This window comes from Pseudomonas sp. B2021 (genome assembly GCF_018135665.1).
Classification (GTDB): domain Bacteria; phylum Pseudomonadota; class Gammaproteobacteria; order Pseudomonadales; family Pseudomonadaceae; genus Aquipseudomonas; species Aquipseudomonas lactis.
Window position 1 is genome coordinate 1418043 of record NZ_SMOF01000001.1, and the last position, 17819, is coordinate 1435861.

The window sequence follows — 17819 nt, forward strand, 5'->3', positions numbered from 1 at the left end:
CGAAGGGCAGGCATTTGGGGTTGCCCCAAGCAGCGCTAACTGTTTACAGCCGCCAGTTCTGCACCAGCCAGTAGCGTCTGCGGTTTAACCGCATACCGAGCCCCTCATGACACCTCCCGATACCTCAGCAGACTCACCCCGCCAAACCACCCTCGAGCAAATCGAAACCCTGTTTGGCGAACCGCCCTCATTGCCGTTAGTCGCGCAAGACAGCGCCCAGGCTTACTTGGACCAGCACCTGGGTACCGGCATATGGCAAGCCGGCCTGATCTACATCGGCACCGCCAATGACAGCGACGGCACGCTGGCTTACCAGTCCCTGGCCGAACGTGTGGTGCAGCGGCTCGCCAGCGCGAAACCCACGCTGCTGGTGCCGGACTTTCATAAGGTCGTGCAGCGGCGTCGAGAGATCTTCGAGCCGGGCGGGCCGACCCTTGCGCAACTCGAGCCGCTGATCAACCGCTGCGGCGCGCTCTTGCTCGGCGCCTATGCGCAACGCCTGCAAGCCTGGTGGCGTGAAGCATTGCCGGTGGACATGACGCGCTGGGGTTACCTCTCGGACGACCTGCTGGCCTTGCTCTACGACTCACCCAAACCCCCTGGCCTGAGCGAGGCGCAATTTGCCACGCTGTTCCCCAGGCACCTGCTGCACCCTGTGCGGCCGGATCGACAATGGAATGCTCATGGTGACGCCCTGCGCGTTCGTGCCCTGTACCAGCCAGGCCGGGATGGGCCGCAGATGCTGCCCGTGCTGGTGCTCAGCCATGGGCAACAAACCCTGATGTTCAGCCCCGCCAGTGGTATCCACCCGCTAGCCCGCCTGGACGACGTCGCCGCGCTATTACCGGCCTATGGTGCGGTAGGCCAATGGTTTGCCCAGGACGTTGAGGGCGATCCCTTCGACGCCCTGGCGGCCAGTTACCTGGCGCAGCAGTTACGCGACATCGACAGCATCGACCGCCACCAACCCCTGTTGCCGGGGCAGCACCAGAGGCTGTTGGACCATATCACCGACCCACGTCGCTGGTTCGTTGCCAGCCTGGCTCCCTTGCAACAGACCCTGCGCAGCGCAATGCCAAACTGGCTTGTCCAGGCCGACGATACCGACAGCATCGCCTATGCGCGCCTGCTCCAGAACCTGGTGCTGGCCCGCCAGCGCAGCAACGGCCAGCACTTTCTGGACGGCATTGGCTCGATCCGGCAGTTTGCCGACAACGCCTTGCAAACCTGTCTGCGCACTGAGCCCGCTGCCCAGAAGCTGCGCGCGCAAGATATCCAACTGACATTCAATCGGGTCGTTGCCGCCGCCGTCCCGGTGCCGGGAGGCTTTATCGCCGGGGAAGTAGACCCGGTCACCCTGACCTTGACCGAGTTGGCCCTGGAAAACCTGGCCGGCGTTCCCCACACCGCCAGCGACATCACTCTCAAGGGCGCCAAAGCTCCCAAGTGGCTGACCTACAGCCTGCTCCAACGCTGTGTGACCAAGGCCGACGTGGGCCAGGCCTACCCGGACATGCTGAAGGAAAAGCTGCTGGATGACCCGCAAGAGTCGGCGCGCCGTTTGCAGTTGTTCCAGGCCCAGTTGCGGGTTCAACTGCCGATGCTGGCGCTGGCGTTGAAGATCAAGGCCGAACAGGGCCTGACCGAAGCCGGCTTTCAATGTGTGCACGCCGCGTTGCAAGCCTCGGCTGCTGAACGCAAGGTGCAAGGCCAGGCCATGGCCGTGTGGCCGCTGGCGTTCAAGGCCGCGCCCGGTGCGGTGACGGACGAGGTGACCAACCAGTTCATCATCGGGCCTCGGGATAAGAGCGTTGGCGTACACCTGTTGTACCGACCTTTGCTGACGCCGACGTTGCAGGCGTTTACCTCCATCGAGGCACTGCTTGACGCGATCAAGGCCTCGGGTGCCTTGCAGGAGCAGGTACTGGCGTGGCTGGCCCCGGCTCGGCAAGCGGTGTATGCCCACGGTGGTTTTAACGAACCGCATATCCGCCATTTCCTGCCTGGCGATGAATTCACCGCCTATGAAAAACCTGCACCGGTGCAACTCAGCAAGCAACTGAGCACCGAGGATCCCGCCAGCCTGATTTTCCACGGCACCGCCAGGGCACTGGTGGCACTGGCCGACCGGCAATCGGTGTCGAATGTCGAGCAACGCTGGGCCCAGTTGAAGCAGGCCGGCTGGTTGCTGTTCGGTGCCGTGCTGCCGTTTGCCGGCGAGCCATTGATGCTTGGCGGGTGGCTGCTGCAACTGGTGGAGAGCTTGCAGAACGATATCCAGCGCCTGGCCAGCGACGATCCGCAGGCCAAGAGCGCGGCGGTGATGGATGTGTTGACCAACCTCATGGTGATCCTCGCGCATCAGGCGACGCCCCACGACACTCTTTGGCCTCTGCAGTTGGAGGCGCCGGTGTTTGCCTCGCTGGCGCGGCCTGAACCCAGCCCGCCGGTGCCGACGCAGGTGCCAGCGCCCATGCGCTTCACCGCGCCGACCGGCTGGGCCAACGCTCGTGGCAATCTGAATGCCGCACAGATCGCACGGGCGCGCGGCCTCAGTCTCCGGGCTTTCTCCGGCTTATGGGCCGGGGCCGAGCACAGCGGCCCGCAGCGTGGCCTGCTGCGCGACACGTCGCACACCCCGGCGCAGTGGCAGGCGCTGATACGCGGGCAGCTGTACCGCGTTACGGTCAAAGCCGGTGCGGTGCGGGTAGTCAGCGCCGATGGCAGCACCCTGGGGCCCTGGTTGAAACCCTTGGGCGAAGGGCAATGGGATTTCGATGGGCAGTTGCGTCTGGCGGGCGGCAATGCCGACGCCGCCGTCGACGCCAAGTTGAAGGCCGGCGAGGCGTCGCTGTCGAGCCTGGAGCAGCAATACCGCGAGGCAGGTCGCAGGCGGGCAAGGGCCAACGCGACGATGGAAGTGGCACGCCATCTGGCGCGGGAGACAACCAGCAAGATCAGCGAGGAGCAACGGGCCACGTTGCGCGAGCGTTACCGCAAGGAACTGCAAAACAAGGTGCAATGTTCCCAAGAGGAACTGCAATTGCTGATGCGCATGCGTGAAATCAAGCCACGCCCCCATTATGAGCAGGAGCTGTGTGAAGTCCTTGAGTCGCTGATTTTGAGCCTGCGTTTGCTGGATGTGCACATGCGTGAACAGATGGCGCAGATCAATGATCGCATCAAGCCGCTGCTGGAGGTGCTGGAGAACGAGAGCGAAGACGAAGCCGGCTCCGACCTCAACCGTCAGGCCCACGCCGACCTTGACCTGCGCATGCGTGAACAGGTCGACGCCGAAGAGTCTGCCATCCATTGGCGTACCCTGGAGCGCACCTACCTGGACCAACTGCAAGCGGTGCCACGCCTGGGGCGTAACAAGGCGCGTGCGCTGGCGGCGGATGTACCGGCGCGCCCATCGATCCTCGACCTGCAAGCCTTGCAACTGATCACCTTGTGGGGCATCACCATCAATCTCGAGGGCCCGCCCTTGGAGGAAGAGTTTTTCGACAGCTTTAACCAAGTGATCAATCGTGCCCGCTGGGCCAGTCGCTCCCTGGCCGAGCTGGAAAACATGTCCGCCACCCGTGAAGAGCGGGTCGAACTGCTCAAGAGCTTCAGCCATGTCTATGCCACGACCGATGACCATATTCATTTCTGGCGCGCCATGGCCCCGGACACCTTCGACTTGGCCAATCTGGAAAAACTTCAAGGCTTGCTGGCCAGCCTGCACCAGCATGTGGAGCAAGCGCTGGCCGATCTGCTCGCACCGCCACCAGGCACCAGGCCGGCTAAGCCAGCCCAGCCGACGGGTGCACGACAGAAAAAGATCATTCGTACCCGCAACCGTGATGTGTACGTCGCCCGTATCAAGGCGCCGACCCAGGTCGGCGACACCGGCACGGCGGAACTGGTGGATAACAAAGGCACTGTGATTGCCACCTTCACCGAGGCGCAGGACGGTGTATGGGAACCGCTGGAACCGCCGGCCAGGCCGCGTGTGGCCAACCCGCAATTGGGGGCGTTGATGAACAAGGGGCAACGCTTGCTGGCAGATGTCGACAAGGCCATCGACAACGTGCAGGCCATGACCGGCAAGTGTGAGCCGCAGTCGCTGCAGGCCTTGCTCGTGGCGCAGGCCAACAGCCGGCGGATGCTCGCTGCCGATATCGACAGCAAACTGCGCCAGCTGGACGTGTCGAGGTTGGCGGCGACGCAACAGGCCAACGCCCGTGTCCGGGCCAGCGACCTTCGGGCGGCGGCGATGCGCCTGGATGCAGCCGGCGTACAGGCGCGCGTGCACGCCAGCAAGCTCAAGTTGGGCAGCGCGGAAGATGTGGATTTTTTGCACACACTCAACGAGGTGCGCATTGTGAGGCAGGGTGCACGCGTGCCGATCAAAGGCAAGTCACGGGACTTCTTGCAGGTGTACGCCGTCGTGGACACGCACACCGGGCAGGCGCTGTGTTACGCGCATTTTCACTACGACAGCCGCGTAGGGCCGGACGACCACTACAAAGACAATGCCGCCCACCTCAAGAGCCCCGAGCAGGAACGAATGGGGCGCCAGGCCCAGGCCGAGGTGGAGGCGCAGGCGTTCGCGCGCATCCGCACCGGCCAGACCGGGCGCGTGCGACAAACCCTGGAAATCGAGCGTGCAAGCATTTCCCGACGCCTGGCCCGGCGCCTGTTTTTCAGCGTGGACTGAGGCGCGCTGGATAAGCCTGGGTTTTGAAAGTTATGTAATACTCTGCGCCGTTTTGCCCTGGCAGGGCCGGTCTAGACAGCGGGAGCCCGATCCGTCGAAGCCGATTTTTCCGGGGCTTATCGCCAAATTTTGCTGTTTATTGAGTGAAAAGCCCTATCGGTAGCTTTTTATACTGCACGCCCCGCTGTCCTGGCCGAGCATTCGCGCCAGGCGGGTTTGCCCACGAGGCAGGCCCGGTCCGGCCGGTGTATGAGCCCACCGGCTGATACGCCTGAGACTCGGTGGCTAAATCCAATAACAAAATGAGGTTGTATCCCTATGCCTGTTGGCAAACCACTGCCCCCTGGCGAGACCGCTCAAGGCGGCCCGCTCAAACGTGAACTGGGCGAGCGCCACATTCGCTTGATGGCCCTGGGCGCCTGTATCGGTGTAGGCCTGTTTCTGGGCTCGGCCAAGGCCATCGAAATGGCCGGCCCGGCCATCATGCTCTCGTACATCATTGGCGGCCTGGCGATCCTGGTGATCATGCGCGCCCTCGGTGAAATGGCGGTGCACAACCCCGTAGCCGGTTCGTTCAGTCGTTATGCCCAGGACTACCTGGGCCCCTTGGCTGGCTTTCTCACCGGCTGGAACTACTGGTTCCTGTGGCTGGTGACCTGCGTCGCGGAAATCACCGCCGTGGCGGTGTACATGGGCGTGTGGTTCCCCGACACGCCGCGCTGGATCTGGGCCCTGGCGGCGCTGATCAGCATGGGCACCATCAACCTCATCGCAGTCAAGGCGTTCGGTGAGTTCGAGTTCTGGTTCGCGTTGATCAAGATCGTCACCATCATTGCGATGGTGATCGGCGGCGTAGGCATCATCGCCTTCGGCTTCGGCAATGACGGCGTGGCACTGGGCATTTCCAACCTCTGGACCCACGGCGGCTTCATGCCCAACGGCGTGCAGGGCGTGTTGATGTCGTTGCAGATGGTGATGTTCGCCTACCTGGGCGTGGAGATGATCGGCCTCACCGCCGGTGAAGCGCGCAACCCGCAGAAGACCATTCCCAGTGCCATCGGCTCGGTGTTCTGGCGCATCCTGCTGTTCTATGTGGGCGCGTTGTTCGTGATCCTGTCGATCTACCCATGGAATGAAATCGGCACCCAGGGTAGCCCGTTCGTGATGACCTTCGAGCGCCTGGGCATCAAGACCGCTGCGGGCATTATCAACTTCGTGGTGATCACCGCCGCGTTGTCGTCCTGCAACGGCGGCATCTTCAGCACCGGGCGCATGCTCTACAGCCTGGCGCAGAACGGCCAGGCGCCGGCGACGTTCGGCACCACCTCCAGTAACGGCGTGCCACGCAAAGCGTTGCTGTTGTCGATCTTTGCCTTGTTGCTGGGCGTACTGCTCAACTACCTGGTGCCGGACCAGGTGTTCGTGTGGGTGACCTCCATCGCCACCTTCGGCGCGATCTGGACCTGGCTGATGATCCTGCTGGCTCAGCTCAAATTCCGCAAAGGCCTGAGCCCGGCCGAGCAAGCGGGCCTCAAGTACCGCATGTGGCTGTACCCAGTCAGCTCCTACCTGGCGCTGGCGTTCCTGGTGCTGGTGGTGGGCCTGATGGCGTACTTCCCCGAGACCCGTGTGGCGCTGTATGTAGGGCCTGCGTTTCTGGTGTTGTTGACCGTGTTGTACTACGCGTTCAAGTTGCAGCCCGCCGTCGCCAACAGCGGCGCGAGCCGCTCCGTCTAAATGTGGGAGCGGGCTTGCCTGTGATAGCGGCAGTTCAGTCATAGATTCAGTGGCTGACACACCGCCTTCGCGGGCAAGCCCGCTCCCACAGGTGATCGGTGCCAGGCGTTGATCCTGTGGGCCATACATAACCAGTGTGGGAGCTGGCTTGCCTGCGAATGTGGTGGTTCAGTTAAAGATTCAGTGACTGACACACCGCTATCGCGGGCAAGCCCGCTCCTACAGGAAGACAGGCGGTTTCGGCCTTCAGGAGGTTGTTTTTGCGGCCTGCACAGCCAGGGTCAGTTGGCGTACCAGCCGCGCCAACTCGTCTTTTTCTTCATCGATGATGGCTTGGCGACGCTCCAGATAAAGGTCCGAGCGTCGGTCCGACTCTTCCCGATTCAACCTCTCGATCTTATGGCGCGTCGTGGCGCTGATCGTTGCAAAGGGCTCGGGTAAATGGCGGGCCATGAACTCGATCCAGAACGGCTCGGTCATCAGCGCGTTGATTGCCGCATCGCTGGCCTTTAGCCGTTGCAGCTTCTGGCGTGCGCGGCGTATGTCCTGTGGCTTCACCCATCGCTCTGCTGAGTACAGCATCTCCTCAGGCCCGATCGGCAAGTTGAATTCCTCGGCCAGGGCGATGCGTAGGTGTAGTTTGACTTCCACATCGTCCGGTTCTTTTCCGGCGGCACGCAGCGCCAATATGTGCTCGTCGGCGAATTGATCCAGCTCACGCAAGAAAAACACGCGGTTGGCCAAATCCATCAAATCACGACTGGCTTGCAGCGTGGCGGGCTGCACCTTGGCGATGTGGCGCAGGTGGGTGATTTCCATGTCGATGAACGTCAGCAACGCACCGTCGCCGCAGGTGCCGGCCAAATAGGTGTTAAGGAAGACTTCGTTACGCAACTGCGTGGAGTTGCCCATCGCCTCCAGCAGCTTCCAGACCCTTTCAGTCAAGGCGGGGCGTGCCGATGTATTGCTGTAGGCATACGCCTGGGTCAAATCCCGCAGTACCCGGAACGCATCATCCGGGCTGGGCTCTTCGATAGACAGCAATTGGTCCCACAGGGTGCGGCGCTGCACATGTTGCTCAACCGGTACGCCACTCAGCCAATTGGCAAAGTCTGCTTCGCGGGGCGGTTGGTGGGTGATGCCTGGCAGAGGGCCACCCAGGGCGGCGGTACGGTTGGCGTGCGCTCCGATGCGGGCGAGGGTCTCGGCATCCAGTGGGTTGTCATGCAACTGGATATCCAGGTTCACCTGAACTCTGCGTCCGGGCTGGAACAGCGTGTTCGGCAAGGTCGTCAGGCGGTTTTCCTGGAGTAACAGGCGGTTCAGGACGGGCCTGTCGTCGGCTCCCAAGGGCCACTGGTCGATCTGGGTATTGCGCAGGTTAAGGATGCGCAACTGGTCCATGGCGCTGACATCCGGTGCCAGGCCCAGAGGGTTGTCGTTCAGGTTCAATTCGCGCAGCGAGGTCATTTGCGCCAGGCGTTGGCGTGCGTCTGCGTCCAGGGTGATGTGGTTGCCGCCCAGGTTGAGTACTTCCAGATGGCGCATCTCGGTTATTTGCGTTGGTAACTCGCTGAGCAGGCAGTCGATGTTCAGTTGACGCAGGTTGGCAAAGCGGCTGAGGAAGGCATTGCCGGTCGCCGGGAATGTATTGCCCGAGATGTGCAGGTCTTCGATGTGTTCAAAGCCTCGAGTGCCGAGGATGAAATCAGCATCGGGCAGATTGTTGTCTTCCAATTGCAGATGTAAGAAATGGCGTTGGAAGAAATCATAGCTGCGCGATCTAGGGGTTTCATGGCGCCAGGCTTGGCGGATATGCTGGGCCAGGTAGCGCCGCCGCCCCAGGTTCAACCCCATAGGATCGGTGGCCGGGTCGTCGATGGGCTGCAGGGTTTCGGCCCAGCGCGTCAGGCCGTGGTCCAGGGTGGCGTATTCGGCTTCGCGGCGCTCCAGTTCCAGCAGGGTGGCGGGGGCCGACAAGTCCAGTGATTCGATCAATAGCTCGGCCTGTTCCACGCTGAAGCTGGGATAGAGTTTTTGTACCTTACGCACCAGGTCCGCAGTCCTCGGGCCACGGAACGGCCAGAGGTTTTGCAGTGAAAGTGGATAGGCCACGAATGAGCTGTCCACCTTCATCGGCGGTTGCAACCATGGCGGTATCGCGGGCAGGTCGAGCAACCGCTTGATCGCCACGCGTTGGTTCAGCGCCAGGTCTGCAACGCGTGATTGCAGTGTGGCCAGGTCGAACCGATCGGCCATGCCCAACGCTGTACATTCGCTGGGTGACAGCAGCAGGACAATGGCGCTCAGCAGGTCGCCAGTGCTGTCGGCTGGATCGTTGAGTGTGCGGCCTTGCGGGTCGAGGGCACGATAACGGCCACCCACCCGGATGAGGGCGCGGCGGTCGGTGCCGGTGAGGTGCCCGCCACTTTCCAGCAGGCGCCCGGTGTCGGTGTCCTCGTGGATGTCCAGGCGCAACTGTGCAGGCCAGCCGTTGAGTGACTTGAGCATATGCAAGGTAATGGTGTCGCTGTCGGGGTTCATCAGAGTGGTCAGGTACAGGCCCTCGTAGGCGCGGTTCAAGCGCAGGTCGTGGGCGGTCAGGCGCGCCTGTTCAGCCAGGCGCAGGCCGACCTGGTTTTTGTCCTGCAGTTGGCGTTGCTCCTTGATCGTGGCCTGGCCGAGGATGGCTCGGACGGCGCTCACAGGCAGTTGCGGATGATGCTGTTTCAGGCGCGTTTCCAGCAGCGTGCCAGGCTGCTCGCTTTGCGCGTAGAACTGCTCGAACAGTTGGGCTCTTTCGCGATAGGCGTATTCGGCGATGCGTTTGGCCAGCTTGAACTGGCGCTCTTCGACGGTGGCGGGTAGCTCCCCCAACAGTGCTTGAACCAAGGTGTCGTTGAGCGCCGCATCGTAAATCGGCGTGGTGCCACGCGCATTGCCTTGGGATACACGAATGATTTGCACGGGGGCCTTGACCTTGGCGGGGTACTGGACCAGCACCTGATTGCGTTTATCCACCACTTGCAACGCATGGCTGTCGGGCCAGCCAGGCAGTAAACTCAACAGCATCAACTGCAGGGTAGGCCGGGCGTTATGGCGGGCCGATGCGGTGGTCATCGCCTGGATGAAATGCAAAATCTGCCGCTCGATGCCTACGCGCTTGGTGGTGTCCTCCAGCAGCGGCGGAGGCGGCAGGCCGGCACTGTGCACCTCGCGCAGGGCTCGGGCCGGCGTGTCGGTAATGGCGAGTATGCGCGCCGAGGTGGGCTGGTCGACATGGGCGTTTTCAGGCCCGAGACGATAGAGCAAACGGTGATCATCCCAGCTCATCGGGTCTTCGCTCGCCAAGCGCCAGGCGCCGTGCCGGTTATGTTCGAGCAGCGGGGTATCGACCCCCACTTTCTGTGGGTGCTTGAGTCGCCATTTGAGCCGTTGTTCGTCAAACGTGATCGGATACAACGAGCCGTAGAGGCTGATCAGTTGTTGATCCTGCCACGCATAGATGCCCTCGGCATTGGCCTGGAGTTCAGCCGGCAACACCAGAGATTGTTCGTATTGACCCAGGGAGCCGTTGAGCAGGCTGACATAGCCTTCGGGGCTGCGTTGCGCGCTCATCAGGTCCCCCAGGGTTTTACGCAAGCCCTTGGCGTCGGTGTCGGCATTCATGCCCAGGCGGGTGCGTTCATGGGGTTGCAACACCGAACCGATTGCCAGGTAGAAACTGTCGATGGCCGGCGACACCGCAATGGAGCCGGCATTGCGCATGTCGTACGCCTCGTAGCGGCCCTCGCCGTAATGCAGCAGCTCCACGGTGGTGTCGTCCGGGCTGCTGGAGACATAGCGATTGGGCGGCGTGCCATTGACCATTTCGGTCACTACGAAGTGGCGGTTGAACCACTTGCGCAGCAGGCTTGAGGCGAACTCCCTGGCCCATTGATCGTTGTCCGGGTTGAACGGGCGTGGGTGGTACAGGCCGTCGATGGCGGCGTCGATGCGCAAGGCAGTGCGGTGTTGTTCCAGCAGTTGCCGGGTCGCGGTGGGCAGGCTGGCGTCGTGCAGGAAACGTGTTTGTTGCGATGGGGTGAGCGGTTGGTGTTCCAGCAGTTGCGCAACGTTGGCCGGGGTGAGCGGTGGGTACAGCTCATGGAGTTTGCGCAGCAGCGGCGTGACGATTACCAACGGCTGCGCCACCTTGATAGGTAGCAAGTCGCGCGCCGCTTGGCCCACTGGCACTTCATGCCTGGCATAGCCGGCATAACGAGTCAGGGCCTGGAACAGGTCCAGGCGTCGTGTCTGGACCAGGGCGCTGATCTGCACGCGCAGGCGCGCAGTGCGCTGGGCGGTAGTCAAATGCGGGCTGCCAGCTTTGCCCAGTACGGAGCCCGGTGGTTGCTGGCGCAGGATCAGTCCAAGCAGTTGCTCATCGGTATCAGGGCGCCCATCGAGGCCGGTGTAAGTGCCATCGTCACGGCGCTTGAGGCTGATGAGTGTGGTCGCCGGGGCGTGCTGTTCAATGGCGCCGTAGGTTTCGCTCAACGAGCCGTCGGCAGTGTGCACGTTGATCAATGCGCCGGTCGGCCATTCCGGCAATTGGGTCAGCAGGCACAACACCGCGCCGTCGGCGTGGGGCGGCATGTGTCCGCGGCGATGGAACTGCGTGATGAGCTGCTCGATCACCCGGTCGGCTTGCAACCGGCGCACCCCTTCGACGAGGTTGACCGGCGTGGCTTGGCCCTGCCAGATGGCATCCAGGGTGCTGCGCGTGGTGGCTGTGCTGCGCAGCAAAGTCTCCATGGCTTGAGCGGGCACGGCGGTCGAGCCGTTGGGCAACATGCGTTCGGCCAACTGTACGTTGCTCAGGGTGTGTGCGTTGTTCAAGTCCAGCGTCCACGCGCCCAAGTGTGGGTCGTACACGATGGGCGGTGCGAAGCCGCCGCGATGATCATTCTTGAGTACGAAGCGCATGAGGCTGCTGTCGTAGCCAACCTCCACCACATGTTTTTGCTCGGTGTGCCGCAGCCATGCGTAGTGTTTTTCCCGCAGCGAATAGATGCCTTGGGTGTTGGCTACCTGGCCGTCGAGTAGGTGCTGATCGAGGATTGCATAGGGGCTGATATCCGGTTTCCACAGCGTGTGAGTGCCATCGCTGCGTATCACTTTGCGCGGGTTGCCCAGATGGTCGAGCAGTGCGTTCATGCGCCGGCGATGAATGCTGCCGGCGGTGGAAGTCAGCAGGCCGTTGACTGCCAGGTCGGCGACATCCCCCATGGCCGCGGCAAAGTTGGCGGCCTCACCCTTGAGCGCTTCGTTCACGCCTTGGATGATGCTGTGGCCCAGGCTACCGAACACTGCCACCTGCATGATCCTGGTCATGCCGGTCACGCCTCCCGGCACGGGGGTAAGCAATAGCTCCAGGACTTCGGCGGCAATGGCTGCGGCGCCATCAATCACAGCTTGCACGTCCCGGTCTGCGCGGCTTTGAGCCAGTGTCGCCAGGTTGGCCTGGAACTGCTGAACCAGCGACCCGGTCAAGGTGTTTACCAGCGAAGCGTGGCGTGAGCGCTTGGGCAATGCACTGAAGCGCAGGTCGCTCAGGGTGCTTTCCGGGAACAGGTAATGGAGGCTGTCGTACAGGAAAGAAGCGGCGGCAGACAAGCCTGGCGGGCGCTGTTCCTCGTGGAGCAGGCGCTTGAATTCGTTGAGTTCAACCAGCGGTAACTGGCGAGCAAACCATCCCAGGTCGTGCTTGCGATGACTGTCTTTGAGTTGCGCCACAAACTGCGCATTGGCGCTGCTCGCATCGGGGTGATAACGCAGGGCTCCCTCGGGGCGGAAGGGGAAATAGGAAACCACCCCCAGGCTGCCCACGGGAATCAGCAACAGCGGCAGCGGCACAGCGGTGGCGGGTGGTGCAAGGGTCACCTCTGGAAATATGCCTGAGGGTTTGCTCATCGCCATTCGTTCGATTGAGGGATAGGGCTCGTCGCTGTCGATGGCCTGGGTCAGCGTCTGGTAAAGGGCCAGGGTCAGGCCGCTGCTGCTGCGGTTTCGATACGCCTCAAGGGCCTCGAAACGCAGGCAGGCGCGTGCGCTGGTGCGCAGCAAGGTGTACAGGCTGCCACCGCTGCCCAGTTGCGCGGTGAGCACGCCTTGCAGTTCGCCTCCCAGGTCCAGCTCGCGGGTGATCTGGACGAAGGTTTCGACAGTCAGGCTTGGGTCGTCATTGCCGGAAAGGTAGGTGGCATCGACGAAGGTATGCCCGGAGGTCTGAGGCGTCTGGGTGGCGTAGCCGAAGTTCAGGCAGGCGGCCTCCCACAGGGACATTGTCGATAGATGAGGACGGTATTTCCATTCGTCATAGGCGCGGCGAAAGCGCCCCTGGCGCTGATCGTTGACGTTACTGCTGCGTGGTTCCCACGGCAGGGGCGGGGTGACCGGCTCCAAGTAGCGGGTGTGCAGCAAGACCTTTTCCGGGTCCTGGCCGCCGAGCTTTTCGCGCAGGCGTGCCAGGCCCTGAGTCTTGAAGGTATTGATCAACGCGGTGTTTGCGTTGTCAACCGCCGTCAATGCGGCGTGCGCCTCGCGTTGCAGCCTTAGGTACGTTCGTTGTTGTTCCGGGGTGAGGCTGGCCAGGCTTTGAGTGACGGTCTGGCGGATCATCTCCAGGGCTTGTTGCCGGTTCCAGGACTCGCTGTCTTGCAGGTTGCCGGATAAGCCGTTGAGGCGTAACTGAGTGGGCATGGCGCCATTTCCTTTGACTGTAGGGTGCAAAGGCAAATGGAACCATCCCGGTGTCCGGCGGCGTCGCTAACTATGTAGTCGCGACGACGGCGCGGTTGGCGTAGCGTTGGTCCAGGCGCTTGTTCAGGTCCAGCCAGGCGGCCAATACGCCCATCAACACAGCACCGGCCAAGGCGGTGGATAACTTGATCGCCACGCTGTCGCCCCCCATGGCATTGAGCATGTCGGCCAATGGCGCCAGCACCACGCCCAGGCAAAACACCTCCAGAGAGTAACGCCCCATCCGCGCCAGTTGCAGGGCCAGCCACTGCTTTGTCCAGCCGACGTCGGGGAGCAATTTGGCGGTCACGTAGGCCAGGGCCAGGAAGTGCAGCAGGCGCACCGGCGACAGGTCGGTTTTACTGATGGGGTACAGCCATCCGCCAATGACGCGTGGCATCCAGGCGTCATGCACCTCGGGCCAGCGCCACGACAGGGTGATCACACAGGTCACCAACACGTAGAGCGCAGCGGCCACAAACAAGGGTTGGCGCAGCAACGGCCGCGCTTCGGCCGGGCTGGGTGAGCGCAACGCGGCTGCGCCGCCGAGGATGAACAAGCATTGCCAGGTGATGGGGTTGAAGTACCACACCCCGCCGTTGCTCGCGGGCAAATTCCAGCCCTGCCAGGGCGCCAGCAGGTACACCGCCACCGAGATCGCCACCATCACGTTGGGCACATACACCAGCAGCGGCAGGGTGAGCGGCAGGCTCAGAATCAGCACGATGTACAAGGGCAACGGGTCGGTGAGGTTGGGCTTGAAGCGCAGCAGCAGTTCATCCTGCAAGGCCTGCTGGGTATTGGTGAGGAAATATTCCAGGCCCATCTCCTGCACCAGGTCGCGGGTCTCGATATGGCTGTTGGCGAAAATCACGATGCCCATCAACAGCGCCAACAGGAAAATATGCGCCACGTAGAGCGTCCACACCCGACGCAGGATTTTCAGGCAGGCGAAGAGATAGCCATCGCGCTGCAGAATCTTGCCGTAAGCCAGCACGGCTGCGTAGCCGGCCAGAAACACGAAGATTTCTGCGGCGTCACTGAACCCGAAGTTCTGCACGGTGACATTGGCCAAGGGGTTGTGGGGCACGTGATCCCAGAAAATGAAGATCAACGCCAGGCCCCGAAAAAAATCGATGCGCGGGTCGCGTCCGTTCAGCATGGCAGCGGGCTCTTGAACAAGTAGTTGAATGACGATAGGTGCGCGCGGGCGTCGCCGCACGTCGGGCGGGCGCAGGTTGGCGGTATTTGTAAGCAATTGCAAAGGCTGGGTATTGCTGAATGTCTCAATTGGGCTTGGGGTACCTGTCAAGGTTGACAGTAGACGGCGTTTGGCAGCCGTGGCTTGCTTGGCGTAGCCGCACAGGACTGAAGCATGACTCGACTCTGGAAAGGATTCTCCAGCTACACGCTGATTGGTATCGCCAATACGGTGATCCATTGGCAGCTGTTTTTCATGTTCCGGACAGGGTTTGAGTTGAATCAGGCGCTGAGTAATTTGCTGGCGTTCTGTGTGGCAGCGTCGTTCTCGTTTTACATCAATGCCCTCTTTACGTTTGATAGCCCCGTTTCCTTGGGCCGCTACTTGCTGTTCATGACCTGCATGGGCGGCTTGAGCCTGGCTGTGGGATGGTTGGGCGACCATCTGCGTATGCCAGGGATTGTCACCGTGCTGGTGTTTTCGCTGGTCAGCCTGGTGTGCGGTTTTTTGCTGTCGCACTGTGTGGTGTTTCGCGAGCGTGGACAATGAAAATCTCGCTGGTGGTGCCACTGTTCAACGAGGAACAAACGGTGCGCGTTTTACTGCGCACGCAATGGGCCACGCCCGCATAAACTCGCCGCTGACTGGCCAGGCTCATATGTTTTGAGGCGGTAGTCTTCAAGTCGCTTCGCTATTTCTCGCCTGTAAACAAATAATCGACAACCGCTCGGCAGCCCAGTTGGGCAACGCCGGTGGGACAGACTGCCCCGCAATAGGCAACCGGCGCGTATCGCTCACCTCGAAATGCGCCTGGTTGGTAGTCGTCGAATCCGGCCCCACGAAGACGGTAAAACCGCCGGCCTCGACCTTCGGCGAGAAATGCTCGTCGAGTAAGGCAAAGTCCTGTTGGCCCAGGGAAAAGCTCACGCTGCGGCTTTCGCCCGGTGCTAAATGAATTTTGCGAAAACCCCGTAATCGGCGCACTGGTCGAGTGACGCTGGCAACATCATCGCGCAGGTACAACTGGACGATTTCATCACCGGCGCGTTTGCCCGTATTGGTGACGGTGACTTCAACCTCCAGCGTCTGGGTGGAGGTCAGTCGAGGGCTACTCAGGCGAGGAGAGGAGTAGACGAACGAGGTGTAGCTCAGGCCGAAGCCAAATGGATACAGGGGGGGCCAGGGCACATCAATGTAGGCGGATGCGTAACTGCCATCACCGCTGGGTGGGCGGCCGGTATTTTTATGCGCGTAGTAAATCGGTATCTGGCCCACATGACGTGGGAACGTCATTGGCAGCTTGCCGCTGGGGTTTACGTCACCAAAGAGCACATCGGCCACGGCATTCCCGGTCTCGCTGCCCAGGAACCAGGTTTCGAGTAAGGCGGGCGCTTGTTGGACTGACTCATCGAGCACCAGCGGGCGGCCGTTCATCAGGACGATGACCAGCGGCTTTCCTGTGTTCAGTAGTGTGCTTAGCAGCGCATTCTGCCCACCCGGCAGGCCAAGTTCGGCGCGACTATGGGCTTCGCCGCTCTGTTCTGCGGTTTCTCCGAGCACGGCGATGAGCAGGTCGCTTTCACGCGCAGTACGTTCGACCTGCTTGATATCTTGGATATGCGGGCTGCTGGGCGAGGCGCCGGGCAGGTAAACAATCTCGGTGCCAGGTGCGACTGCATTGCGCAGACCTTGCAGCACAGTGACGGACTCTTCGGCGCGTCCGGCCCCGGCCCATGGGCCGATCGTGGCGCTGGCGTCCGAGGCGAGGCTGCCGACAACCAAGACCTTGCCCGGCTGTTTGGAAAGCGGCAGCAATGTGCCGCTGTTTTTCAGTAAGACGATGGATTTCTGCGCCGCTTCTCGAGCCAGGGCGCGGTGTTGGGGCGTGAGCTGGCTGGCCCGCTCGCGGGCTTCGTCGCTGTACCGATAGGGGTCATCGAACAGCCCCAGGCGTTGCTTAGCCGTGAGTACGCGACGCACGGCGTCGTCCACAGTTTTGCGCGATACCTGACCGTTGCGCACCAGCGTCGGCAGGTGTTGGCGATAGGATTGACTGGCCATCTCGATATCCACCCCGGCAGTGAACGCCAGCCGTGCGGTGTCGGCCGCCGTGGCGGCAATGCCTTGTGGGCCTAGTTCCCAGACAGCATTGAAATCACTGACCAGCAAGCCGGTAAACCCCCATTGTTTGCGCAACAGACCGGTCAGCAGGGCGGTATGGCGGTGCATGGGAATGCCGGCCACCTCGTTGAAGGACGGCATGATTGCATCGACGCCGGCTGCGACGGCGGCCTGGAAGGGAGGTAAGTACACTTCTCTCAAGGTACGTTCCGACAGGTCGGCAACGTTATAGTCTCGACCGCCTTCGGCAGCGCCGTAGGCCACGAAATGTTTTGCCGTCGCGAGCATCGACGAGACGTCAGGGGCACCTGCGCCCTGAAAGCCATGCACGAGGGCAGCGGCCAGTGCAGAACCCAGAAACGGATCTTCACCTGCGCCTTCCACCACGCGTCCCCAACGCGGGTCACGGGTAACGTCGACCATGGGCGCAAAGGTCCAATGCACGCCACTGGCGGTGGCTTCTACGGCTGCCGCGCGTGCGGTTCGTTGTGCCAGGTCCGGGTCCCACGCTGAGGCTTGCGCCAAGGGCACTGGAAACACCGTCCGAAAACCATGCAACACGTCATAGGCGAATAACAAGGGAATATGCAGGCGAGAGCCGTTGACTACCTGTTCTTGCAACTGGCGGGTCTGTTGCGCGGTACTCGCCCCCAGTACCGACCCCACCAGGGTGACGGGCATCTGTGTTTGCGTGCCTTGATCAATGACGGGGCCGGTGGGCGTAGTCTGGATGCCAAGTTGGCTGAGCTGACCAATTTTTTCTTCAAGGGTCATTTGCGCCAGCAAGCGTTCAACCGGATCGTCCTGGGCTAGCGCCAGTAGCGGGAGGCAGGCGAGCAGCAATGAAGCAAAATGTAGAGGCATGGTTCACCCGTCCATGGGTAGGGTTGATGCCTTCAAGTGTTTTGCATCAGAGCAAAATCATCTACTGTCAGAATTGACAGTGCGCGCCCGTTTCAGACAGGCGGGGTATTCTCAGAAAGCCTCCATCAGCAAGACCCTGCACGGTTTGGCCTGATACGCATTGATCTGCGGTACCAAACGGGTGAAGTGCTCGGTCTGGCAATGCGCATCCAGCGCTGCTTGATCGGGCCACTGTTCGATAAAGACGAAGTGCCCAGGGTCTTTTTGATCGACAAACAAATCGTAGGCGATGCACAGCGGTTCCTGGCGGGTTTTTTCCACCAGTTCGGCGTACCACGGGCGCACGGTTTCAAGATGTTCGGGCTTGATAAAATCTTCAGCGATGACTTTCAACATGCTAGGTGTCCT

7 protein-coding genes are annotated in these 17819 nt (G+C 61.6%); 3 read left to right on the plus strand and 4 right to left on the minus strand.

The window, feature by feature from the left end; all coding sequences use genetic code 11:
* Window positions 1-106 precede the first annotated feature (106 nt).
* Together E1K68_RS06305 and E1K68_RS06310 are read left to right on the plus strand one after the other, a co-directional pair.
* Window positions 107-4705: a hypothetical protein gene (locus E1K68_RS06305; protein ID WP_212613880.1), complete on the plus strand. Its 4599-nt coding sequence runs from the start codon at window positions 107-109 to the stop codon at window positions 4703-4705.
* 318 nt (window positions 4706-5023) lie between these two features.
* Window positions 5024-6442 carry an amino acid permease gene (locus E1K68_RS06310; RefSeq protein WP_003188898.1) on the plus strand — a complete coding sequence of 473 codons (1419 nt, stop codon included), beginning with the start codon at window positions 5024-5026 and terminating at the stop codon, window positions 6440-6442.
* Between the two features lie 246 nt (window positions 6443-6688).
* Here the strand turns inward: E1K68_RS06310 and E1K68_RS06315 are convergent, their stop codons facing one another.
* Entirely contained in the window at window positions 6689-13186 is a 6498-nt protein-coding gene (locus E1K68_RS06315; protein WP_212613881.1) for an NEL-type E3 ubiquitin ligase domain-containing protein, read from the minus strand.
* Between the two features lie 70 nt (window positions 13187-13256).
* Window positions 13257-14387, minus strand: coding sequence for an OpgC domain-containing protein (locus E1K68_RS06320; RefSeq protein ID WP_003188901.1), 1131 nt, complete (start codon window positions 14385-14387; stop codon window positions 13257-13259).
* 213 nt (window positions 14388-14600) lie between these two features.
* Here E1K68_RS06320 and E1K68_RS06325 point away from each other — a divergent pair, with 213 nt between their 5' ends.
* Window positions 14601-14975 (plus strand): GtrA family protein, encoded by a 375-nt coding sequence (locus E1K68_RS06325; RefSeq protein WP_034134324.1) that lies wholly within the window; start codon window positions 14601-14603, stop codon window positions 14973-14975.
* 129 nt (window positions 14976-15104) lie between these two features.
* Here the strand turns inward: E1K68_RS06325 and bglX are convergent, their stop codons facing one another.
* Both bglX and E1K68_RS06335 read right to left on the minus strand, forming a co-directional pair.
* Window positions 15105-17411, minus strand: coding sequence for a beta-glucosidase BglX (gene bglX, locus E1K68_RS06330; RefSeq protein WP_094774882.1), 2307 nt, complete (start codon window positions 17409-17411; stop codon window positions 15105-15107).
* Window positions 17412-17522: 111 nt separating this feature from the next.
* Entirely contained in the window at window positions 17523-17807 is a 285-nt protein-coding gene (locus tag E1K68_RS06335; RefSeq protein ID WP_003188906.1) for a putative quinol monooxygenase, read from the minus strand.
* Window positions 17808-17819 lie beyond the last annotated feature (12 nt).